Genomic DNA, 21605 nt, shown 5'->3' on the forward strand with positions numbered 1-21605 from the left:
GTCGTCCACCACCTCGTGCTTCAACGATCCACGATCAGGAGGCCGGCCAGGTCTGACACCACGACGTCGGCGCCATGCGCCCGCAACTCGTCCGCGTGGTGGGTGCGATCCACGCCGACCACCCACCCGAACCCGCCGGCCCGGCCGGCCTGCACACCCGCCAGCGCGTCCTCGAAGACCGCCGCCGCGGCCGGCGCGACGCCGAGCGAGCGAGCCCCGGCCAGGAAGGAGTCCGGCTCCGGCTTGCCGCGCAGCTTTTGCTCGGTGATCACCAGGCCGTCGATCCGGGCTTGCACGAAGCGGCTCAGGCCCGCCGCCTCCAGCACCGACGCGCCGTTCTCCGAGGAAGTGACCACCCCGATGGCGAGGCCGGCGTCCCGCGCCGCCTCCAGATAGCGCACCGACCCCGGATACGGAGTCACCCCGCGTTCTCGGATGATCGCTTGCAGGGTCTCGTTCTTCCGGTTGCCCAGGCCGTGGATCGTTTCCGAAGTCGGGGGGTCGTCGTGACGCCCTTCGGGCAGCGAGATGCCTCGGGAAGCGAGGAACTGGCGCACGCCGTCCGCCCGCGGCCGCCCGTCCACGTGCTCCAGGTACTCACGTTCTGTGAACGGCGAGAAGCGCTCGCCCTCCCGCTCCCGCAGGAACGCGTCGAAGGTCTGCTGCCAGGCCGCCATATGCTGCGCGGCGGTGCTGGTCAGCACGCCGTCGAGGTCGAAGAGGCAGGCGGTGATCCTTTCCGGCGCCACGCGGATACGCTGCGTGGCGTGGTCCCGCCCAGGCTGGTCCATGCTCGAAGGTTTTTCCGGACGCGCAGGACTCCAAACGTCGACCGGTCCGCGCCCGGTGCTCTGCGCGGCCGTGGTCACGCCCGTGACGTGGCGGGGCGCCGGGTGTGGCAGCTGGTCGGGGCAGCCACCGCACCCGGCGTTCTCATCGGGTGGCCGGGCTGTGCCGTACTCGGCGACCACGGCTGCTTGTTCGGCGTCGAGAGTGCTCGTCAGGGCGTGCTTCGAGGTGCTCCTGCGCGTAGCCGATGTTGGATCGGTTGAGCTGGTTGCACAGCATCATGATCGCGAAGATTGGCACGATGCGGCGGAAGATCTTCGCGACGGCGCTGTCCAGCGCCGAAGTTGTTCCGAGGGCTCTGTGGTCGGTGGTGGTGGTTTTCATGGAGGCGGCTACTTTCGTCGGCGTTGACTTGGAAACTGGGCCGGGATTCCACGAGCGGCTGCGGCGACCTCGCGCACCCTCCCCGGGAAGGTGCGGGGAACGCGGTGTTGCGTCATCGCGGTCACCGGCAGAAGAGGTCACCAGCGGGGGCTGGCAGGTGCGACCCAGGACGGGTCGGCGGCGCGCATGGCGGCCACGTCGTCGCGGGTTCGGACATCGCTGTTCAACCAGCGCTGGTGAAACTCCTTCAGCGCCGTGCGATCCAGTTCGACGCCGAGCCCGGGTGCGTCGGAGACGACCACGGCTCCGTCGGTGAAGCGGTGCGGTTCGATGATCACGTCCCTCGGTATGCCACGGGCGGTGCGTGTCGCAGGCGTGCAGCGGCTCTGGAACCGCAGCGGCGGTGTGCGTCATCGCGGCGAGGCTGATGCCGAGGTGGGTGTTGGAATGCATGGACAACGTGACGTCGTGGGAATGAGACTGCTTCCCTTTGTCTGGCTATTGGGGGCAGGTTTCGGTCGTGCGGAAGCATGCTGTTGGGTTCCAAGCCCGGTCGATGGAGCGCCGTGCGTGTCCGCAGCGGGACGATGCTTCGGGCGTCCCACTCGTCGGTATTCGATCTCGATGGGCGCGGCTCTTCGGGTACCTGCCCTCGTGGTGTCGGCGCTAGTTCCTGGGGTAGTCTCATTAATTGGGAACGAGACTTTGGAGGCAAGATGGGCGAGTTCGAGGGCGGATCTCCGGGCGCGCCGGCCAAGGCGCGGGAACCCGGTCCCGGTGCGTTGGATCGCGGGCTGGCGATCCTCGACCACCTCGCGCAGGCGCGGAACTCCAGCACGGCCGAGCTGGCCGAAGCGCTCGGCCTGACCCGCAGCACCGCCTACCGCCTGGTGGATCGCCTCCGCACCCTGGGCTGGCTCAGCCAGGTGCCCGCCACCGGGCATTGGCGGCTCGGCCCGGCCGCGGTGCGGTTGGCCAACGCCGCGGTCGACTCCACCAGCCTGCTCGATGCCGCCGCGCCGACGCTGCGCGAACTGGTGGAGTCGACGCAGGAGACCGTCAGCCTGGCCGTGCCCAACGGCATGACGATGGTGTTCATCCACCGGGAGCGAGGCCCGCGACCAGCCGCGGTGACAGCCGAGCTTGGGGCCGCGCGCCCGATGCACAACACCTCTCTCGGCCGTGCGTACCTCGCCGCGCTTCCCGATCCCAAGCTCGAGGAGCTGCTGGTCGAACTGGTCCGCTCGCCGGAGTCACCGGTCTCGGCGGCGACAGTGTCCGCGCTGCACACCGAGGTGGTTCGCACGCGGGAGCGGGGTTGGTCGGAGGATCGGCGCGACTTCGATGCCTCGAGCTGTTGCTGCGGCGCGGCGGTGTACGACCACACCGGGCTGCCGGTGGCGAGCATCAGCGTCGCGGGGGTGGCCGAGCGCATCGAACCGATGCTGGCCGAGTACGGACCGTTCGTCGCGAAGTGCTGCGCCGAGCTCTCCACCGCTCTCGGCTACGTCGCTCCCACGACCTGATTCGTCCGGTCCGGCGCCACGACCGGGTTCACGAGCCGGCCGATTCCCTCCACTTCGGACTCGAGCCGGTCGCCGGGGCGCAAGGCGAGCCGAGGGGTCCGGAAGTCGCCGCAGCCGGCGGGTGTTCCGGTCAGGATGACGTCGCCGGGCTCCAGGGTGAAGAACGAGCTCAGGTAGGCGATGAGAGCGCGCACGTCGAAGATCATGTCGGCGGTGCTGCCGTCCTGCACCTGCTCGCCGTTGACCCAGGTCCGCACGCCGAGCGCCTGCGGGTCGGGGACCTCGTCGGCGGTAACGACCACGGGACCGAGCGGGCAGAACGTGTCCAGGCCCTTGCCCCGGACCCACTGCCCGTCCTCGGCCTGCAGGTCGCGGGCCGAGATGTCGTTTGCGACCGTGTAGCCGAAGACGACGTCGAGCGCTTTCTCGGCGGGTACATGCCGGGCTCGGCGGCCGATGATCACGGCGAGTTCGGTTTCCCAGTCCACCCTGGTGGACAGCGTGGTGTCCACGACCACGGCCTCGCCGTCGCCGATCGCGCTGGAGGAGAGTTTCGGGAAGAGGTACGGGACTTCGGGCGTCTGCCAGCCCATTTCCGCGACGGTGTCGTGGTAGTTCAGCCCGATGCCGAAGATCGTCCGCGGCCGGAACGGCAGGCGCGGTGCGGGTTCCAGGTCGTCGACCGGTGCACCGCAGGTCATCGGTGCACCACCGGTGAGCTCCGCCAGGCCCGGACTCGCGGTGCACCACGGGGCGCCGGGTTCGGCTTGGTAGAGCAGGGATTCTCCTCCACCTACGTGGAACGTGCCAAGACGCACGGGATTCCTCCGATGTCGTTCAGCGTGCGGGGTGGAGCCGGATGCGCACGGTGAATTCGGCTGCTTCTCCGGGCGCGAGGGTGGTCAGGTCGGGGCGGCTCGCGAAGTCGCTGCTGGCACCGATTCTGGCGGGCAGTCCCCGCCACGGCTCGACGCAGAGCAGGTCGCCGTCGGGCGGGGACCAGATGGCCAGCGCGTCGAAACCCGTCCAGTCCATCTCCACCGCCCGCCCCGATGGGGATTCGTAGCGGATGCCGCGACTTGCTGCCTGCTCGAGAATGACCGCCCCGTCGGCGAAGTGCGCGCGGTCTAGTGCGAGCGACCCGTTCGGGGCGGCGGGCTCGAAGAGCTCCTCGCGGAGCAGGTTGTCGGTGACGCGCCGGGTCGGTGCCACTTCCGGCCGCTCGAATGCGATCGCGTGCGGCCCTGGTGCGGTGTCAAGCGGCCACGCGAAGGCCGGGTGGAAGCCGAGGCTGAACGGCATCGACCGACGGTCCCGGTTGGCGGCCGTGAGGTGGACCAGCACGGCGGTGCCGACGAGCTCGTACCGGATGCTCAGCGAGAACCGGCAGGGGTAGTGCCGGTGGGTGCGGGGGCTGTCGTGCAACGACAGCACGGCGGAACGTGCATCGAGTTCGTCGACGCGGAAGTCGAGATCCCGGGCGAAACCGTGGCCCGGCATGGGCCAGCTCCGCCCGGCGACCTCGATCCGGTCCTCCGGGACGCGGCAGATCGCGGGGAACAGCCAGGGCGCATGCCGGGGCCATTCCGGACCGGCCTGCCAGAGGTGTTCGTGCCCGTCGGCGAGCGAGCGCAGCGACTGCAGCTCGGCGCCGCGGGTGGCCACGGCCACGCGCAGCGCCGAGCTCTCCAACCTGATCACCTCGGCAGGACCAGTCGGCCGTCGATGCGCCGCGGGATCAGCGGGTAGTCCTCCCGCAGTTCTTCCGGGAGCACTTCGGTGGGCGCGTCCTGCCAGGTCACCGGACGCAGCCACCGCCGGATCGCGGTGGTGCCCACCGAGGTGTGCAGGGTGTTCGTCGACGGCCACGGTCCGCCGTGGTGCTGTGCCCAGGACACCAGGACGCCGGTGGGAAAACCGTTGTACAGCAGCCGCCCGGCCTTCTCTTTGAGCAATGTGGACAGATGCCGGATCCGGTCGGTCTCGGATGGTTCCGCGTGCACCGTGCCGGTCAGCGAGGCCGGTAGTCCGCTGAGCGCGGTTTCGGGCTGATCCGCGCCGTAGCGGGCGATCAGCGTGGTCGGGCCGAAGCACTCGGCCAACTCCTGGTCGTGCAGCCTTGATGCGTCGACCTGCAACAGCCTTGGCGTGACGGTGAAACCAGCCGCGGTTGACCGGCCGCCTTCGGCGAGGACCTCGATGTCGGGGTAGGCGTCCAGCGCGGCGTTGGTGCTCCGGTAGGACTCGCTGATCCGCGCGTTGAGCAGTGTCGCGGCCGGTGCGGCTGAAACCAGCCGCGCGGCCTCGGCGACGAGCGCGTCTCCGGCGGGACCGCGCGGGACGAAGACCAGGCCGGGCTTGGTACAGAGCTGCCCGCCGGAACCGATGACGGAGTTCACCAACCCCGCGGCGATGGTTTCGCCGCGGGCTGCCGCCGCGCCTTCGGTGACGACGATCGGATTGAGACCGGCCAATTCGCCGTAGAACGGGATCGGCTCTTCCCGGTTATTGATGATCCCCATAAGCGCTTTGCCGCCCGCCAGGGAGCCGGTGAAACCGACGGCCTTGATGCCGGGGTGCGCGACCAGCGCCGCGCCCGGTTCGGTGCCGAACACGATGCCCAGCAGGCCGGTGGGGGCGTTCAGCCGGTCGGCGGCTGCCGCCATCGCCCGGAAGGTGAGCAGCGAGAGCCCCGGGTGTGAGCTGTGCGCTTTGACGACCACCGGGCAGCCCCCGGCCAGTGCCGACACGGTGTCGCCACCGGGAACTGAGAACGCCAGCGGGAAGTTGCTCGCGCCGAACACCGCCACGGGTCCGATCGGCGTCAGCATCCGGCGCAGGTCCGGGCCGGGGCCCATCGGGGTCTCCCCGGCGTGGTCGATGGTCGCCTCGAGGTAGCTGCCTTCGTCGAGGACGTCGGCGAACAGGTTGGCCTGGTAGACGGTGCGGGTGAGCTCGGCATTGAGCCGGGGCTCGGGGAGTGCTGTTTCGCGCATGCCGAGCGCGACGATCTCGGCGCGAAGTCGTTCGAGCTCGTCGCCGATGGCGCGCAGCAGTCCGGCGCGGAATCCGCGCCCCAGTGCTTCGAACGGTGCAGCTGCTGCCGCGGCGGCCGCGACGATCTCGGCGACCTGCCCGGGCGCGGTCGCTTCGGCGACGGCTTCCACGACGTGCCCGGTGCTCGGGTCGATGCTGTCGATGGTGTTCACGGAGGATCCCTTTGTCACGAGGTCGCGTATTGGGCGTCGGGGTGCGGGCGGGCGACCGGCGGTGCGAGGCAGTAGCCCTCGGCGGCGTAGTCGAAGCCCTCAATGGTGACCTCGTCCCGACCGTCCGAGGAGGCCGCGTAGAACGCGCGGATCTCGGTGATGAGCCCGGTTTCCGGGTCGAACTTGTACCACTCGTCGCCGCGCAGGTAGCCGTTCATCCTGGTCTTCCAGTGGGTCCACTCGATGACGCCCTGCAGCGAATCCGGTTCGAGGATCATCCGCTCGATCGACCACGCGGAGCCGACGGTGAGCACCAGGCGGCGCCAGTTCTCGCCGATGGTGTGGTTGCCCACCCATGGTCCCTCGAGCCCGGGCGGGAAGTAGTGCACGGCGTTCTCGGTGAACTGCGCGGCCATCTTGTCCACGTCGGCTTCGTTGCAGCCGTCGAAGTAGACGCGAATCCGCTCTTCCATGAGGGTGCGTTGCGCTGCGGGGTCGAGATCGGCGAAGCGGGTCACCGCGGTGCTCCATTCGTGGTCGCGTGCTGATTTGCTTTCCAGGCCCGGAATTCGGCCCGGACGGCGTCGTCGGGCGGGTAGGTGCCCCACAGGGAAGCGCCCGCGCGCACCTTGGCGTGCAGCCATTGCTCCAGCTCTTCCTGCTCGGCCGCGGGCTCGGCGATCTCGGCGGCCAGGGCGCGGGGGACTACGACGACGCCGTCGAGGTCGCCGACGATCACGTCTCCGGGGTAGACCGCGACTCCGGCACAGCCGATCGGTGTGTTGAGGTCGGCCACGTGGAACGAGGCCGGCCGGGTGGTCGCGGTGATCGCCCGCGAATACACGGGAAAGCCGAGCTCGGCGATCGCACGACCGTCGCGGAATGCGCCGTCGGTGATGAACCCGGCAGCGCCGCGCTTCATGGCCCGCGTGATCAGCATGTCTCCGGCGGAGGCGGCTGTGGTGTCGTTGCGGCTGTCGACCACGAGCACCTGGTTCTCGCCGATCGTCTCCACCGCCTCCCACTGCAGAACGTTGCCAGTGCGGTACGGGTCGCCGATCGGGTCGACGTCTTCGCGGGCGGGGATGAAGCGCATGGTGAACGCCTCGCCGGCGAACGGTTCGAACTTGTCGCCCACCGACGACAACCCCACCAGGAACGGTTGGCGGATGCCGCGCCTGTACAGCTGGGTGGCCAGGGTCGCGGTGCTGGCCAGTCTCAGCTGGTCGAACACGCCGGCGTCCAGGCGGATCTCTTCTTCGGTCACGAGTTGCCTCTTCCTTGCTCAGCCGCGGAGACGGGAGGGGACGTCGGTGAGGGTGCCGGGGGTGGCCGGCGGTTGCGGCTCGACCTGCGGTGCACGGGCCTGGACGGCCATGCCGCCGTCCACGTTGAAGATCTGACCGGTCACATAGGACGATTCGGCAGAAGTCAGATAGAGCACCGAGGCCGCGACGTCGGACGGGCTCGCCGGGCGTCCGAGCGGGATCTGGGCGGAGCGAAGATCGCCCTCCTCGCCCCAGTCGAGTTTCTCGTCCTCGACGGCGACCGCGCCCGGCCGGACGCAGTTGCAACGGATGCCCCAAGGAGCGAGGTCGACGGCCACCGCCCGGGTGAAGGACTCCATGGCGCCCTTCACCGAGTCGTACGGGATGTGCTCGCGGTGCGCGCGTGCCGCGCCGTGGGAGCTGATGTTGACGATGCTGCCCGGCGCCCCTAGCGATGCCAACCGGCGCGCCATCCGCTGCGCGGGAGCGAAGAACATCGTCGTGTTGGCCGCCACGAACGCCTGCCAGTCCTCGACCGCGACCTTCAGGAACGGGGCGAAGCAGGTGGCACCTACCCGGGCGTAGGCGTTGTTCACCAGGGCGTCGACGGGGCCGAGCTCTCGTTCGATCTCGTCGAAGAGCTGGTCCACGGCATCGACGTCGGCCAGGTCGCCCACCGCGGCGACCGCGGTTCCACCGGCGTCCCGGATCGCGCGGACCACCTGCTCGGCAGAGCGGATGTCGATGTCGCCCACGGCCACGGCCATGCCCTCCGCCGCCAGTCGGCGAGCGATTGCAGCACCGATGTTGCGTCCGGCCCCGGTCACCAGGCCGACCCGGCCCTCGAGCTGTCCATGTCCCGTCGTGACGGCCGGTGCCAGCCATCGGGAGGGTGCGTTCGACATGATTGGCACGTTAACACGTATGTCCTGATTAATGGAAAGCATTCCCGATGAATGCAACATTGAGATGGCTGGATCGACGGGTTCCGCCGTTGGTCGGCGCGACCCTGAGGCTAGCCTCTCGTTGTCGTTGATCTGAGACAGGTTCGTCTCCAGGTCGAGCTGGCGAGTGTTGTCAAGGCCGTCGCGGTGCCTTACAGTCCCCGTCTAACCCGTCTTGCTCAATGATCCAAAGTCCCATTTAATGGGACTAGATGGCCTGGATGGCGCGAGAAGGCGCCATGGCTGCCGGGAATTTCCACTTCGACAGAAGGACGTGCTGATGACTGCGTCAACGACGACGATGACGCCGCCGAAGTCCAGGATCAAGAAGTACCGCACGACGATCCTGGTCCTGCTCGCCACGGCGATGGTGATCAACTACCTGGATCGCTCGGCGCTCGCCGTCGCGATGCCGTTCATCGCCAACGACTTCCACCTGACCCCGTCGGAGAAGGGGATCATCTTCAGCAGCTTCTTCCTCGGTTACGCGCTGTTCAACTTCTTGGGTGGAGTGCTGGCCGACAAGATCGGCCCCAAGAAGGTCATGGCCTGGTCGATGATCCTTTGGTCCACGATGTGCGGACTCGTGGCCGGTGCCTTCAACTTCTGGAGCCTGCTGGTCCTGCGGGTGCTGTTCGGCGTGGGCGAAGGCCCGATCTCCACGACTGCGAACAAGGTGGTCAACAACTGGTTCCCGCTCAAGGAACGCGCACGCTCGGTCGGGATCAACCAGGCCGGAGGTCCGCTGGGAGGCGCGCTGTCCGGTCCCGTCGTCGGTGTTCTGGCGGTCCACTTCGGCTGGCGGGTCGCCTTCGTGGTCATCGCGCTGATCGGGCTGACATGGGCGCTGATCTGGTACTTCGTCGCCACGGACACCGCCCGCCAGAACTCCCGCGTCACGCCCGCCGAGCTGGCTGAGATCGAGGCCGGTACCCAGGTCGAGCAGGCCGAGGACGAGGCGGTCGATCGGGATGCGCCATCCATGTGGAAAGCCATCCTCCAGCCCGCCATTCTGGCCACCGCGCTTTCCCTGTTCTGCTACAACTACATCCTCTTCTTCTTCCTCACCTGGTTCCCGAGCTTTCTCGTCGACGCGCAGGGCGTGAGCCTCGCCGGGATGTCCGTTGTGAGTGCCTTGCCGTGGATCGCCGGAACATTCGGCTACATGGGCGGGGGCTACTTGATCGACTACATCTTCAGGCGCACCGGAAAGCAGTTCTTCTCCCGCAAGGTCGTGCTCGTGACCTGCCTGCTGATCTGCTCCGTGTGCGTGGGACTCACCGGCATGGTCGCCAGTGCCACCAGCGCCGTCACCCTCATGACCGTGGCCGTCGGGTTCCTCATGCTCGCGGCCCCCGCCTACTGGACGCTCATCAACGACGCCGCTCCGAAGGAGTACGTCGGCAGTGCCGGCGGATTGATGCACGGACTGAGCAACGTCTCCGGCATCGTCGCTCCGTCCATCACAGGTGCCATCGTCGCCACCAGTACCTACACAGGTGCCTTCGTCCTCGCCGGAGGTTTCGGCGTGGTCGGCGCTCTGGTGATCTGGGCAGGGGTCCGCCAGCGCCAGGACGTCCGGCCGGAGGCGCCCGTCGCCTGACCGGCACGCGCGCAAGGACCCCGGAAGCCGCTTGCGGCGTCCGAAAACCATCGCAGAGAAAGAAAGATCGCCATGCCCTCCCGTCCCGTCGTCACCGAGATCGAAACCTTCCCCCTGGAGTTCGTGCTCCCGGACGGGGGCTATGGCGCCTCGAAGGTCATCAACTCCGCGCGGGTGGCGACCATCGTGAAGATCACCACCTCGGAGGGGGTGGTCGGCTGGGGCGAATCGTTCGGGCCGCCGCGCCAGAACGCGCCGTTCCTCGCCGAACAGGCGCGGCAACTGGCCGGACGACCTGCCGACATCCGCGAGGACCGCATCCTCGACCGGCTCTCGGTCGGATACCACTTTTCCGGAGGGGGCCTGCACATCGCGGCCGCAAGCGGGATCGACGTCGCGCTCTGGGACGCCCAGGCCCGCATGTTCGACGTTCCCGTCGGAAGCCTGCTCGGCGGCCGCATCCGGAACCGGGTCGACGCCTACGCCTCGTCGGGGTACGTCACGGCAACCCGCGATCTCGGCGAGTTCCGCGACCGGATGGCCGCCCACACAGACGAGGGCTTCACCGCGGCGAAGATCAAGATCGGCATCTCCCCGGAAGAGGACCGGTCGCGCACCGCGATCACCCGCGAGCTCATGGGCGAGGACGGGCTGGTTATCGTCGACTACAACGCCAACAACACCAGGGCCACCCTCCGCCGCTCGCTCGAGCGCATCCGCGACCTCGACCCGTACTGGGTGGAGGAGCCGCTGCCGCCGGAAGACGCGGTGGGATGGCGATCACTGCACGACCTGGGCGTGCCGCTGTCCGGGGGCGAGGCGCTGTACACGAGGTACGGCTTCCGCGACCCCATCGCCGAGCAGCGGTTCGACATCGTGCAGCCGGACATCGCCAAGTGCGGCGGTTTCACCGAAGCCCAGGCGATCCGCCAACTCGCGGCCACATGGAACCTGCACCTGTCCCCGCACTGCTGGGGCACGGGTGTTGCCCAGGCCGCCACCCTGCAACTACTGTCGGCGGTCCCGCGGGCCCCGTTCGGCATGGCCGGCGGCCAGCCGCTGATCTTCGAGTTCGACCGCGGGGTCAACCCACTGCGCGAAGGTGTGCTCGCCACGCCGATCAAGCCCGAGAACGGCACGGTCGCCATCCCGGACGGCGCCGGTCTCGGCGTGACGGTCGACGAGGACTGGCTGCGCGCGCACCGGCTGGAGGACCACAGCGTACTGGTGCGGTCGGGAGGCGGGGACGGCTAAGAGGACCTGCGGGTGCTCGTGGCCGCGCGGAGTTGCCCGCCGCCGTGGTGCCAGTGCAGGCGGCGGGCAAGGCGTCCATCATGGCGGGTCAGCGCTGCGCGCCCGCCGTGAGGATGTGGTCGGAAATGGCTTTGACGATGACGGACTTGTGCTCTTTGAGGTAGAAGTGCCCGCCGGGGAAGATCCGGAGGAAGAACTCGCCGGTCGTGTGCCCGGCCCACGCCTGGGCTTCCGAGGAGGTCACCTTCGGGTCCGCATCCCCGATGAACGCGATCACCGGGCAGGTCAAGTCGGAGCCCGGTTCGTACCGGTAGGTCTCCACGGCCCGGTAGTCGTTGCGGAGGGCGGGAAGGATCATGCGTGCCACCTCGTCGTCGATCAGCTGCGGTTCGGTGCCGCCGAGCTCCACGACTTCGCGGAGCAGCTCCTGGTCGCTGCTGCGGTGCATCGCTTCCTCGCGGTGGCAGGTGGGCGCGCGCCTGCCCGAGGCGAACAGCCCTGCCGGAACCACGCCGATCCGCTCCAACCGCCGCGCCACCTCGAACGCGAGGGTCGCGCCCATACTGTGCCCGAAGAAGGTCAGCGGCCGATCAGCGCAGTCCAGCAGCACCGTCGTGACGGTGTCGGCCAACACGGCAAGGTCATCGACCAACGGGTCCTGGTGGCGGTCCTGCCGGCCGGGGTACTGGATGGCGAGCACTTCGACCGAAGGCGGCATCGCCGCCGAGAGCGGGTAGAAGTAGGTCGCCGACCCGCCCGCGTGCGGGAAGCACACCAGTCGGTTCCCGGCGGTCGGCCGCGGGTGGAACCGCCGGATCCACGTGCCCTCTCGGTTGGTCATGATCTCCCTCGTCACGGAATGGTCGTCAAGAGCCGGAACGCCGCGAACCCCCGACGGCATCACGCGCGCACGTCCGGAGTGAGATGTTGCCAGCCATCGGCCGAACAGTGAACACCAACCTGCCGACATCGATCGCCCGGCCCACACCGATCAACAGAGATTGGCCGGGGGTGTGCCGAAGCTTCTGGGGGTCAGCGGCGTTTCCAGGGGATTTCATTGGTAGCGCAGGGCGCTGGCTTGGTCGGCATCTTGTATGTCTCGCTGATTTGCTTTGCCTCGGTCATTGCAACACTGTCAAAGATGCCCACGCGTCGGATGTGGCGCCGCCGCCTCAAATGACTGGGCGGGGTCAAACTAGCGGGATGCTGATCGCCCAAGCCATCGCATGCGCTAGCCTGCTCGCATTGCAGGTCGGATCAGACCGGTGGCTGGCCGCATCGCTGCGGGCGCCTGGGAGAGGTCTGGTGGTAGGGCGACCGTGCCAACCTGACGGCACAGTCGTGCCGCGCGTTCGATCGCAACACCTGGGGATCATCTAGATGATTGTTTCCGGGCTCCGCGCCGCCCGAGCCGCCGGCGGAAGCGGTCGCGACGTCTTGGGCAGCTGGTCGTGCGGTGTCCATATCGGATGGTTGGGTGTGCGTGGTGCAGGACCGAGGACCGTGAGCGTTTTTCGGTGCTATGGCGCCCAAAATCACTCACGGCCAGGTGGCGACCTTCGCCGCGGCGGCGCCGCAACGGGTCGCGGGTCTGCTTCTCGTGGACACCAGGGCTGTCGCCGACAACGACGAGCTAGAGTGCAGTCAGGTGCGAGAAGCCGCCAGCCGTGAGTACGATCCGCAGGTCAGGGCGGGGGACAAGGACCGCCGCACCAGACTCCGACTGGTTGGTCACAATCAGCCTCATTTCACGTCTACTGTGCGGGTGCGCACCCGCAAAGCGGCGGCCGGAGAGCCAGACGGGGCGCCGTGGGCAAAGCTGACGCCTCGGGATCGTCTGGTGCTGGAACTGGTTGCTGAACATCATGTTCTGACCACGGAGCAGCTTCGTGCGTTGGTGTTTCCGTCGATCTCGCGGGCACAGCATCGCTGGCTGCACTTGGCTGGTTTGGGCGTGTTGTGGCGCACGAAGAAGGAGTCGACCTGCGTCTGGAAGTGCTCCGGATCGAGACCGCCGACGCCGTCCGGGAGGGCGGCCACGATCGGCACTCCGGTGACGCGGGGTAGCTCGGCGAGGTTGCACTCCTCGGCCAGGCCGAGCGCTTTCGGCACCGCGCCGAGCACCAGTCCCGCCGGTTCCAGGCCTCGTGAACGCAGGGTGTTCACGGTGAGCTCGGTGTGGTTGAGGGTTCCGAGTCCGACGCGGGTCACGACGTACACCTGCACCGGGTGATCCCGGGCGAGTTCGACGGCGAGGTCAGGCAGGGTGCCTCCGTCGGCGTCGAGGCGGACCAGGATGCCGCCGGCGCCCTCGACGATCACGGGGTCGTGGGTCCGGGCGAGTTCGCGAACGCGGGCGGTGTGTTCGCTGATCGGTGGGATCTCGATGCCGCGCAGTCGGGCGGCCGTGTCCGGCGCGAGCGGGTCTTCGAGCCGGGTGAACTCGGCGACCTCGCAGCCGGTCAGGCGTGCCACGACGGAGATGTCGGGTTCTTCGGTGCCGATGCCGGTTTGCACGGGCTTCACGACGATCGTTCCCGGTCCGGAGCGGGCCGCGAGCGCCGCGGTGGCCACAGTCTTGCCGACACCGGTGTCGGTGCCCGTGACGATGATGATCATGGTTGCCGTCCGTGGTCGTCGATGACGCGGGTCAGCACGTCCACCGCGTGTGCCCAGCGCTTGTCGTCGAGGCCGACGTGGGTGGTGATCCGCAGCCGGGAGATCCCGTCCGGCACCGACGGCGGCCGGAAGCACCCCACCCGGACCCCGGCCGAGAGGGCTGCGGCCTGCGCGGCGACGGCGACCTGCGGGGACCGCATCGGCACCGAGAGCACAGCGCCCGCCGACCGCTGCACGCCGAGTCGGTCGGCCAGCTCACCACCACGCTCGTGGATCAGCGACGGGAAATCCGGTTGCCGGCGCAGCCGGCGGAGGGAGGTCAGCGCGCCAGCGGTGGGAGCCGGTGCCAGCCCGGTGTCGAAGATGAACGGGCGGGCCCGGTTGGTGAGGTGGTCGATCAGCGCAGCGGAGCCGAGCACCGCACCACCCATCGCGCCGAGCGATTTCGACAGCGTCGCGGTCATCACCACGTTCGGGTGGTCGGCCATGCCGTGGGCGTGCACCAGTCCTCGGCCGCCGTCGCCGACTACGCCGAGCCCGTGCGCCTCGTCGACGATGAGGAGCGCGTCGTGGTCGGCGCAGGCCGAGGCCAAGTCCGCGAGCGGGGCGGCGTCGCCGAGCACGGAGAAGATCGACTCGGTCAGCACGATCGCTCGCCTGCCGCCGGCCCCGGCCAACGCGGCCCGGACTGCGGTAACGTCGTTGTGCGGGACCACCTCGATCGCCGCGCGAGACAGCCGCGCGGCGTCGATCAGCGAGGCGTGCACGTGCGCGTCGGAGACGATCATTGACTGCTTGTCCGCGAGCACGGTCACTGCGGACAGGTTGGCGTGGTATCCGGTCGAGAAGACCAGCGCCGCCTCGCGGCCGGTGAACTCGGCGAGTTCGCGCTCCAGGTCGGCGTGCAGGGTAGTGGTGCCGGTCACCAGCCGGGAGGCACCCGCCCCGGCGCCCCAGGTGAGGGCGGCGTCGGCGGCCGCTCGTCGTACCTCGGGGTGGCCGCTCAACCCCAGGTAGTCGTTGTTGGCGAGGTCGATGACGTCGTCGCCGGCCGCCCGCGGCCGCAGCGTGCGCTGCAAGCCGGAATCCTCGCGTACGACCCGCTGTTCGGCGAACCACTCCGCCCAGGTGTTCATCCGACCTCCGCAGCGGCCGCGATCCCGGCGCAGATGGCGGCGATGTCATCGTCGGTGCACACGTAGGGCGGCATGGTGTAGATCAGGTCGCGGAACGGACGCAGCCACACGCCTTGTGCCAGCGCGGCTTCGGTCGCCTTGACCACGTCTACCGCGTGGTCGAGCTGGACCACGCCGACTGCACCGAGGGTGCGCACCTCGACGGCGTCGATCGTGTGCAGCGCCTGCAACCCGGTGTTGATCCGTCGCACGTCTCGCGCCCAGCCGCCGCTGGCCAGCAGGTCAAGGCTGGCCGAGGCGACCGCGCAGGCCAGCGGGTTTCCCATGAAGGTGGGGCCGTGCATGAGAACGCCGGAATCGCTGACGGACAGGCCACGGGCGACCTCCGCCGTGCAAACTGCGGCGGCCAGCGACAGGTAGCCGCCGGTGAGCGCCTTGCCGACGCACAACACGTCCGGCGTCACGCCAGCGGCCTCGGCGGCGAAAAGTGTGCCAGTGCGGCCGAATCCGGTGGCGATCTCGTCGAAGACCAGTATCAGCCCGTGCTCGTCGGCGATCTCGCGGAAGACCGTCAGGCAGTCCGCGGGGTAGGGGTGCATGCCGCCGGCGCCCTGCAGGAGCGGTTCCACGATCAGCCCGGCGAGCCGGTCTTCGTGTTCTGCCGCGAGCGACCGCAAGCCCGCAGCCCAACTGTCGACGTCGCTGTCGAGTCGGGGTGGACGTTCGCCGAACACCTGCTCCGGCAGCACGCCGGACCACATCGCGTGCATCCCGCCGTCGGGGTCGCACACGCTCATGCAGTCGAAGGTGTCGCCGTGGTAGCCGCCGCGGACGGTGAGGAACCGGGTCCGCTCCGGCCGGCCGACACCGCGCTGGTACTGCAGCGCCATCTTCATCGCCACCTCGACGCTCACCGACCCGGAGTCGGCCAGGAAGACGCGGTCGAGACCGGCGGGCGTGAGGTCGATCAGGCGCCGGGCCAGCTCGACCGCAGGCTCATGGGTGAGCCCGCCGAACATCACGTGCGACATCTGGTCGAGCTGGCGGCGCACCGCCTCGTCGAGCACGGGGTGCCGGTAGCCGTGGATGGCCGACCACCACGACGCCATCCCGTCGACGACCTCGCCGACGCCGTCGAGGGTGATCCGGCTGCCCGAGGCGCCGGTGACCAGACGGGTCGGCGTCGGGTCGGTCATCGATGTGTACGGGTGCCACAGGTGCTCGCGGTCGAAGGCGAGTAGTGCTTCCGGGGTCATGTCAGGCGTTGGGGAGGACGTCCGTGCCCGCGCCGCGGCGTCGGATGGCTGGATCGATCGGCTCCACCCGCTCCGCCCGCTCGGCCTGCTGGGCGAGGTCCTCTTCGGAGCCCAGGACGACGAAGCCGTTGTCCCGGATCATCTCGAGGTCCGCCTTGGCGTCCTGGCCCTCCGAGGTGAGGTAGTCGCCGAGGAAGATCGAGTTGGCGACCTGCAGCGCGATCGACTGCAGCGAACGCAGGTGCATCTCGCGGCCGCCGGCGATCCGGATCTCCTTGTCCGGGCAGACGAAGCGCGCCGTCGCCAGGATCTTCACGCAGCGAGTGGGGGAGAGCTCCCAGGTGTTCTCGAACGGGGTGCCGTCGAACGGCATCAGGAAGTTGACCGGGATCGAGTCGGAGCCCAGTTCCCTGAGCGCGAACAGCGCCTCGACCAGCTGATCATCGGTTTCACCCAGGCCGGCGATCAGGCCAGAGCAGGGGGAGATCCCCGCACCTTTCGCCTTCTCCACGGTGTTCACCCGGTCGGCGTAGGTGTGGGTCTGGACGATGTTGGCGTGGTTGCTCTCGGCGGTGTTGATGTTGTGGTTGTAGGCGTCCACACCGGCGTCCTTGAGGCGCTCGGCCTGGCCGTTCTCGAGCAGGCCCAGGCAGGCGCAGACCTCGACGCCTGGGTACTCCTCCTTCAGCGCCACGACCATTTCGGAGACCTTGTCGATGTCCCGAGTGGACGGTCCGCGGCCGGAGGAGACCAGGCACACCCGGCTGGCGCCGCCCCTGAGCCCGGCACCGGCCTGCTTGAGGGTCTCGTCCTTGGACAGCCACGAGTACTTGAGGATGGGGGCGTTGGAGCCGAGCGCCTGCGAACAGTAGTTGCAGTTCTCCGGGCACAGGCCCGACTTGAGGTTCACCAGGTAGTTGACCTTCACCGTGTTGCCGAAGTGCGCGCGGCGCAGCCGGCCGGCGGCGGCTACGACGGACATCAGCTCGGCGTCGTCGGCGCGCAGCACCGAGCGGGCGTCTTCTGGCGTGGCCGGGTTTCCGGCGAGGATCGCATCGGCGAGGTGCTGGAAGGTGGCGCTCATCGTTGTTTCTCCGGTGTCGGCTGGTGAAGCAACCTGAACAGCGTTCACCTGAACTCTGTTCAGGCTAGACTGGGCGGGTAGATCGGTCAACGGGAGGGATTCGCGTGCGCTATCACCGGGGCGACGTCGTGGACCGCGCGATCGCGGTCCTCGACGAGTACGGGCTGGAGTCGCTGACGATGCGCCGACTGGCCGCCGAGCTCGGTTTGCAACCGAGCGCGCTCTACCACCACGTGCCGAACAAGCAGACGCTGCTGGCGGCGGTCGCCGACGAAATCCTGACCCGGGGCCGGCGACCTCGGCGGGCCCGGAAGTGGGACCGGCGCGTGGTCGAGGTCTGCGCCGAGCTCCGGGACGCGATGCTCGCCTACCGGGACGGTGCCGAGGTGGTCGTCACGGCATACACCTTCGGCCTCGGCGCCGGCGAGCCCGCCAGCCAGTTGCAGGAAGCACTGCGGGACGGCGGCCTGCCCGACGACCTCGTCGACGTCGGCACCCGCGCCCTCCTGCACCTCGTCTTCGGCCACACCGTGGAGGAGCAGATGGCGCTGCAAGCTGCGAGCGCCGGCGCGATCGATCGGGCGCCCGGGGGACCGGCCGACTTCGAGCGGGGACTCGAATTGGTGCTGGACGGCCTCCGGTCCAAGGTCAACGGCTAACCACGCCGCGAGGCGAAAGCGGAAACGCACCTCGGGTGCGCACCTCCGCTTCTGCGTTGGATGTGGGGGCTCCGTTCGTGCCGCGGAGCACTACTACTCGCAGATCACGATGATCCGGACCATCGAGCAGATCCTCGGGGTCCACCCGATGAACCAGAAGGACAGTGCGGCCACCCCGATGCGTGGGGCGTTCACCCCGGCGCCCGACTACACGCCGTTCACCGCTTTGCCCAACCGGACCTCGCTGACCGCGGGCCTGAAGGCCCAGCCTGCCTGTGGTGCGGACACCCCCGCGCCGCAGAACGTCGCGGCCGCGGCCGTGCCGTCGGACACGGTGCCGGCGGAAAAGCAGCAGGTGGCGGCGCAGTGGGACGAATGGCTGACGCAGCAGCGCCTGTCCGGGCCCGACGCCAAGCCCGACTTCGCGAACCCCGCGCAGATGAACCACTTCACGTGGTATCAGGCGCACGGGTGGACGCAGCCCTACCCGGGTGAGGACAAGGTCTACGCGCCGGCCGACGTGCCGGGCGCCTACATCCCGTCGTCGGAGTCCGACGGCTGACGTGGGCTGATCGCCAAGAAGGCCCTGGCCGGCTACACCGCCGGTCAGGGCCTTCTGCTTGAGGCGCCGCTGCCGGTCGCCCGCGTGGCCACGCGGTGTTCCTCACCTGGCGGCTGGGGACTTGCGGGCCAGCAGCCCCAGGACGGTCGATGCCAGCACCGCCACCATGGCGGCGAGGATCAGCCCGGCCACTTGCACACCTCGCAGTTGTGTGATGAGGCCGCAGGCCACGACCGGTACGGAGATCGCCACGTACGCCACGACGAAGAAGCTGGAGGCGACCTCGGCCCGCTGCCTCGGCGGCGCGGCCTGGTTGACCGCCGCCAGCCCGGTGCGGAAGCTCAGCCCCTGGCCGAGTCCGGCCACCACGGCCCCGGCGATCACCAAGACCAGCGAAGGCAGCGCGAGGCCGAGAGCGAGCAGGCCCATACCCGCGATCAAACCCACGCAGCCGATGACGAGCGGGCCTGCCCTGAAGACCGCCACCAGCGCGGTCTGACCGGCTGTCGATGCCGCGAACACGGCGAATACGACCAGACCGACTATTGCGTGGTCGTCGATGCCGAGCACCTCACCGAGGAAATCCGGTGCCACCGCCGTGAACAGGCCAAGCACGGCGAAACCGGCGAAAGCCGCCAAGCCGGCCCGCACGAAGGCCGGTCGTGCCTGCGGAGGAACCCGCAGACGTTGCAGGCACAGGCGAACGCGGCCTTCGGCCTGCACCGGCTCCGGGATGAACCACACGAGCACCATCGCGGGGATGACCAGAGCGAGATCCACCCCGAACGGCAGCCGCAGCGGCGCGACGGCGAACTGCGCGAGCAGGCCGGCCATCAGCGGGCCGCAGCCCAAGCCCCCGATGTTGGCCGATGTGGCGACCACGGTCGCGCGCCCGGCCGAGCTCCGCGGCACCAGGTCGGCGAGGGTCGCCGTCGCCGTGCCCGTGAAGATTCCCGCCGACAAGCCCGAGAGTATGCGGCCCACCAGCAGCAGCCAGAGGCCGTTGGCGACGAGGAACACCACGGCGCTCAACGCGGACAGCGCAAGCCCTGCCAGCAGCACACGGCGCCGACCGATCTGGTCGGACAGGTGACCGAAGAGCAGGAGCGCGGCGATGACCCCGACCGCGTACGTCGCGAAGATCACGGTGACCATCAGCTCGGAGAAACCGAACTCGCTTCGGTAGATCGGGTACAGCGGTGTCGGCAGGGTAGTCCCGATCATGGTTAACGTGAACGCGTAGGCTACCACGGCGAAACCACCGCGCCGGCCGAATCGCGGTGAGCCACTCCTGAACAGGAGCCGGGCTATCGGGCGTGCGAACGTCATCGCTGGATACCATCCTTCGGTGGCGCCGGCAGCCCCAGGTTGGCGTCGATGGCAACCTGGGCCAAGCCCGCTGCATCCCACCTCTCCAGGGTGGGGGAAGAAGCAGATGCCCGCGAGGTCGACCGCGGGTGCGGCGCGAATGGGTTCGCTGGCGCAGTACGGCGGCGAACTGCTTGGACATTCAGCGGGCTGGGCGTGATCGGCTCGTTCCGGGTCGGCATATGCTGCACGGCGTGCCACGCAGGGCGTGTGCAAGGTTGATCTGAGGGCTGCGGCGGGTTTCTGTTCAGGTGGGACGCGAGACGAGGGCGCGGTTTCGGGTGGGAGATCATCGGGTTGTCCAAGCCGTGACGGTCTATCCAGGAGCCGCACTCTTGTGTTCTTGGCTTCCCTGGTTCGGGTTGTGCTTGACCGGCCCACCCTCACAGTCGAGTCCTGGCGGGGTCGTGTGGATGGACTCTGGCGGGCTCTGGAGGCGGTGGGCGATCCCCGCGGTGGGCGGGGAATCCTGTATGGGTTGCCGTTGCTGCCGGCCCTGGCGGTGCTGGCGGTGACCGCCGGTGCGAAGATGTTCATCGAGTCCGCCTCGGCGGAGAGAACCCGCAAGTTCCATTGAAATCGAACCTTCGATTTCAATGGAACTTGCGGACCGTCGGCGTGTCGCACCCCGACACGCCGATGCCTGTGGACAACCTCCGCAATTTCAATGGAAATCGTGGACAGGTACGGACGTGCCAGGACCCGCAGCCTGAAAGGTCCTTGTTCTGGACGGAAACCTGCGAACCGATCTGCTCGGGCCCGGCAGGGCATCCGAATATGGCGCTGGCCCGAACGGCAAAGTCGCCGGTATCGAAACGGTCCACCACCTGGCCAGCCTGCCACCCACCTCCCTACCCGATTACCTGAACCGGACAGGTCAACCTTGCACACGCCCTGGCGTGCCACGGTTGGTCCTACTCCGGGTCGATTGACTGCTCCCCGCCTGAAGGACTCTGTTGCCCAATTCGGGGGTGTATTGATCGTGAATTGGCTGGTGCGGATTGATCGTCTCGGTGGACGATGGTCCAGTGCGGCTGGTCCTGGACCGCTGACCGGCGACACCGGCGCCAACACCCGTTACCTACCACATCGGAGGACCGATGACTGCTCCGTCCAACAAAGAACTCCGGGTCGGCGGCAACGCCGTCGTCGTGGGCGGCGCCCGTGGCATCGGCCTGGCCGCGGTCGGTCTCGCTGCCGACCGCGTCGACTCGATGACGGTGCTCGACCTTCCCGAGCATGCCCCGGAGGTGGCCGAGGCGTTCCCGGGCGCGGCCTACCACAAGGCCGACGTCCTCGACCGGGAGTCGCTTGATAAGGGGTTCGCCGCCGCTGCTGAGAACGGCCCGGTCACGGGTGTCTTCGTCCCAGCCGGCATTGTGCTACAGACCCCGCTACTTGAGGTCAGCTTCGAAGAAGCCGAGCGGTGTCTGCTGGTCAACGTGCTCGGTTCGGTCAACACGATCCAGGCCGCCGCACCTCATCTCGCGCCCGGCGCCTCGATCGTCCTCTGCGCCTCGGTGGCCGCCTACACCGGCGGTGGGTACGTCGGGGGTCCCGTGTACGGGGCCTCCAAAGGCGCGGTGATCAGCCTGACGAAGGGCGCGGCGCGCGAACTGGCGTCCCGGCAGATCCGGGTGAACTGCGTCGCTCCCGGCTGCACCACGACGGCGATGCTCGGCGACGACCCCGCGCTCCACGCCGAGCTCGCCGAGCGGGCACTCGTCGGGCGTTTGGCGCGGCCTGAGGAGATCGCCAACGCCGTCCTCTACCTGTGGTCGTCCGCGTCGTCGTTCATGACCGGCGCGGTCCTCGACGTGAACGGCGGGATCCGGCTCTGACGCGGACCGCGCACACGTAAAAGGGAGCACCTACGGAGCCGCAGCGCGGACGATCCCCTCGTCGGACCGACCTTCCCGCGCGATGGACCCGTCGCACCCCTGC

The 21605-nt window shown here is 68.7% G+C and carries 22 protein-coding genes; 7 read left to right on the forward strand and 15 right to left on the reverse strand.

Going from position 1 to position 21605, the window contains the following annotated elements; genetic code table 11:
* Nucleotides 1-20: 20 nt before the first annotated feature.
* The 3 genes from ACRXBZ_RS37160 to ACRXBZ_RS37170 all read right to left on the reverse strand — a co-directional run bounded on the left by ACRXBZ_RS37160 (nucleotide 21) and on the right by ACRXBZ_RS37170 (nucleotide 1511).
* A complete protein-coding gene (locus ACRXBZ_RS37160; protein ID WP_433883055.1) occupies nucleotides 21-791 on the reverse strand; it encodes an HAD family hydrolase in 771 nt (256 codons plus the stop codon).
* 142 nt (nucleotides 792-933) lie between these two features.
* Entirely contained in the window at nucleotides 934-1173 is a 240-nt protein-coding gene (locus ACRXBZ_RS37165) for a hypothetical protein (protein WP_433883056.1), read from the reverse strand.
* 137 nt (nucleotides 1174-1310) lie between these two features.
* Complete coding sequence (locus ACRXBZ_RS37170; RefSeq protein ID WP_433883057.1) at nucleotides 1311-1511, reverse strand: hypothetical protein; 201 nt, start codon at nucleotides 1509-1511, stop codon at nucleotides 1311-1313.
* A 378-nt stretch (nucleotides 1512-1889) separates the two neighbouring features.
* Between ACRXBZ_RS37170 and ACRXBZ_RS37175 the strand changes: the two genes are divergently transcribed.
* Nucleotides 1890-2699, forward strand: coding sequence for an IclR family transcriptional regulator (locus ACRXBZ_RS37175; RefSeq protein ID WP_433883058.1), 810 nt, complete (start codon nucleotides 1890-1892; stop codon nucleotides 2697-2699).
* On the opposite strand, the gene ACRXBZ_RS37180 is transcribed toward ACRXBZ_RS37175, so the two are convergent.
* Genes ACRXBZ_RS37180 through ACRXBZ_RS37205 form a run of 6 tightly spaced genes read right to left on the reverse strand, consistent with a single transcriptional unit; the run spans nucleotide 2678 to nucleotide 8081 of the window.
* On the reverse strand, nucleotides 2678-3517 hold the full coding sequence (locus tag ACRXBZ_RS37180; RefSeq protein WP_433883059.1) for a fumarylacetoacetate hydrolase family protein: 840 nt from the start codon (nucleotides 3515-3517) through the stop codon (nucleotides 2678-2680). The two genes, ACRXBZ_RS37175 and ACRXBZ_RS37180, sit on opposite strands and share 22 nt — an antisense overlap.
* Before the next feature lie 19 nt (nucleotides 3518-3536).
* Nucleotides 3537-4400, reverse strand: a complete 864-nt coding sequence (locus ACRXBZ_RS37185) for an aldose 1-epimerase family protein (protein ID WP_433883060.1) — start codon at nucleotides 4398-4400, stop codon at nucleotides 3537-3539.
* Entirely contained in the window at nucleotides 4397-5908 is a 1512-nt protein-coding gene (locus tag ACRXBZ_RS37190; RefSeq protein ID WP_433883061.1) for an aldehyde dehydrogenase (NADP(+)), read from the reverse strand. Before ACRXBZ_RS37190 ends, ACRXBZ_RS37185 begins: the two co-directional genes overlap by 4 nt.
* A 14-nt stretch (nucleotides 5909-5922) precedes the next feature.
* Nucleotides 5923-6426, reverse strand: coding sequence for a nuclear transport factor 2 family protein (locus tag ACRXBZ_RS37195; protein WP_433883062.1), 504 nt, complete (start codon nucleotides 6424-6426; stop codon nucleotides 5923-5925).
* Entirely contained in the window at nucleotides 6423-7175 is a 753-nt protein-coding gene (locus tag ACRXBZ_RS37200; protein ID WP_433883063.1) for an RraA family protein, read from the reverse strand. Before ACRXBZ_RS37200 ends, ACRXBZ_RS37195 begins: the two co-directional genes overlap by 4 nt.
* 18 nt (nucleotides 7176-7193) lie before the next feature.
* Complete coding sequence (locus ACRXBZ_RS37205) at nucleotides 7194-8081, reverse strand: SDR family NAD(P)-dependent oxidoreductase (RefSeq protein WP_433883064.1); 888 nt, start codon at nucleotides 8079-8081, stop codon at nucleotides 7194-7196.
* 319 nt (nucleotides 8082-8400) lie between these two features.
* Between ACRXBZ_RS37205 and ACRXBZ_RS37210 the strand changes: the two genes are divergently transcribed.
* Entirely contained in the window at nucleotides 8401-9723 is a 1323-nt protein-coding gene (locus ACRXBZ_RS37210) for an MFS transporter (protein ID WP_433883065.1), read from the forward strand.
* 72 nt (nucleotides 9724-9795) lie between these two features.
* Nucleotides 9796-10977 carry a mandelate racemase/muconate lactonizing enzyme family protein gene (locus ACRXBZ_RS37215; RefSeq protein ID WP_433883066.1) on the forward strand — a complete coding sequence of 394 codons (1182 nt, stop codon included), beginning with the start codon at nucleotides 9796-9798 and terminating at the stop codon, nucleotides 10975-10977.
* 88 nt (nucleotides 10978-11065) lie between these two features.
* Here the strand turns inward: ACRXBZ_RS37215 and ACRXBZ_RS37220 are convergent, their stop codons facing one another.
* The 5 genes from ACRXBZ_RS37220 to bioB all read right to left on the reverse strand — a co-directional run bounded on the left by ACRXBZ_RS37220 (nucleotide 11066) and on the right by bioB (nucleotide 17072).
* The gene (locus ACRXBZ_RS37220) at nucleotides 11066-11818 is read right to left on the reverse strand and encodes a thioesterase II family protein (RefSeq protein WP_433883067.1); all 753 of its coding nucleotides are present in this window, start codon (nucleotides 11816-11818) and stop codon (nucleotides 11066-11068) included.
* Nucleotides 11819-12840: 1022 nt separating this feature from the next.
* Nucleotides 12841-13596 (reverse strand): dethiobiotin synthase, encoded by a 756-nt coding sequence (gene bioD, locus ACRXBZ_RS37225; protein ID WP_433883068.1) that lies wholly within the window; start codon nucleotides 13594-13596, stop codon nucleotides 12841-12843.
* Entirely contained in the window at nucleotides 13593-14732 is a 1140-nt protein-coding gene (locus tag ACRXBZ_RS37230; protein WP_433883069.1) for an 8-amino-7-oxononanoate synthase, read from the reverse strand. The genes bioD and ACRXBZ_RS37230 overlap by 4 nt, the downstream gene beginning before the upstream one ends.
* On the reverse strand, nucleotides 14729-15988 hold the full coding sequence (locus ACRXBZ_RS37235; RefSeq protein WP_433883070.1) for an adenosylmethionine--8-amino-7-oxononanoate transaminase: 1260 nt from the start codon (nucleotides 15986-15988) through the stop codon (nucleotides 14729-14731). The genes ACRXBZ_RS37230 and ACRXBZ_RS37235 overlap by 4 nt, the downstream gene beginning before the upstream one ends.
* Nucleotide 15989: 1 nt before the next feature.
* Entirely contained in the window at nucleotides 15990-17072 is a 1083-nt protein-coding gene (gene bioB, locus ACRXBZ_RS37240) for a biotin synthase BioB (RefSeq protein ID WP_433883071.1), read from the reverse strand.
* Nucleotides 17073-17176: 104 nt separating this feature from the next.
* Between bioB and ACRXBZ_RS37245 the strand changes: the two genes are divergently transcribed.
* On the forward strand, nucleotides 17177-17731 hold the full coding sequence (locus ACRXBZ_RS37245; RefSeq protein ID WP_433883072.1) for a TetR/AcrR family transcriptional regulator C-terminal domain-containing protein: 555 nt from the start codon (nucleotides 17177-17179) through the stop codon (nucleotides 17729-17731).
* A gap of 109 nt (nucleotides 17732-17840) precedes the next feature.
* Complete coding sequence (locus ACRXBZ_RS37250; RefSeq protein WP_433883073.1) at nucleotides 17841-18293, forward strand: hypothetical protein; 453 nt, start codon at nucleotides 17841-17843, stop codon at nucleotides 18291-18293.
* A gap of 102 nt (nucleotides 18294-18395) precedes the next feature.
* Here the strand turns inward: ACRXBZ_RS37250 and ACRXBZ_RS37255 are convergent, their stop codons facing one another.
* Nucleotides 18396-19544, reverse strand: coding sequence for an MFS transporter (locus ACRXBZ_RS37255; RefSeq protein ID WP_433883074.1), 1149 nt, complete (start codon nucleotides 19542-19544; stop codon nucleotides 18396-18398).
* Between the two features lie 481 nt (nucleotides 19545-20025).
* Between ACRXBZ_RS37255 and ACRXBZ_RS37260 the strand changes: the two genes are divergently transcribed.
* Nucleotides 20026-20238, forward strand: a complete 213-nt coding sequence (locus ACRXBZ_RS37260; RefSeq protein ID WP_433883075.1) for a hypothetical protein — start codon at nucleotides 20026-20028, stop codon at nucleotides 20236-20238.
* Nucleotides 20239-20761: 523 nt separating this feature from the next.
* Complete coding sequence (locus tag ACRXBZ_RS37265) at nucleotides 20762-21502, forward strand: SDR family NAD(P)-dependent oxidoreductase (protein ID WP_168588165.1); 741 nt, start codon at nucleotides 20762-20764, stop codon at nucleotides 21500-21502.
* Nucleotides 21503-21605 lie beyond the last annotated feature (103 nt).

Source organism: Saccharopolyspora hattusasensis (assembly GCF_050972075.1).
Taxonomy (GTDB): domain Bacteria; phylum Actinomycetota; class Actinomycetes; order Mycobacteriales; family Pseudonocardiaceae; genus Saccharopolyspora; species Saccharopolyspora hattusasensis.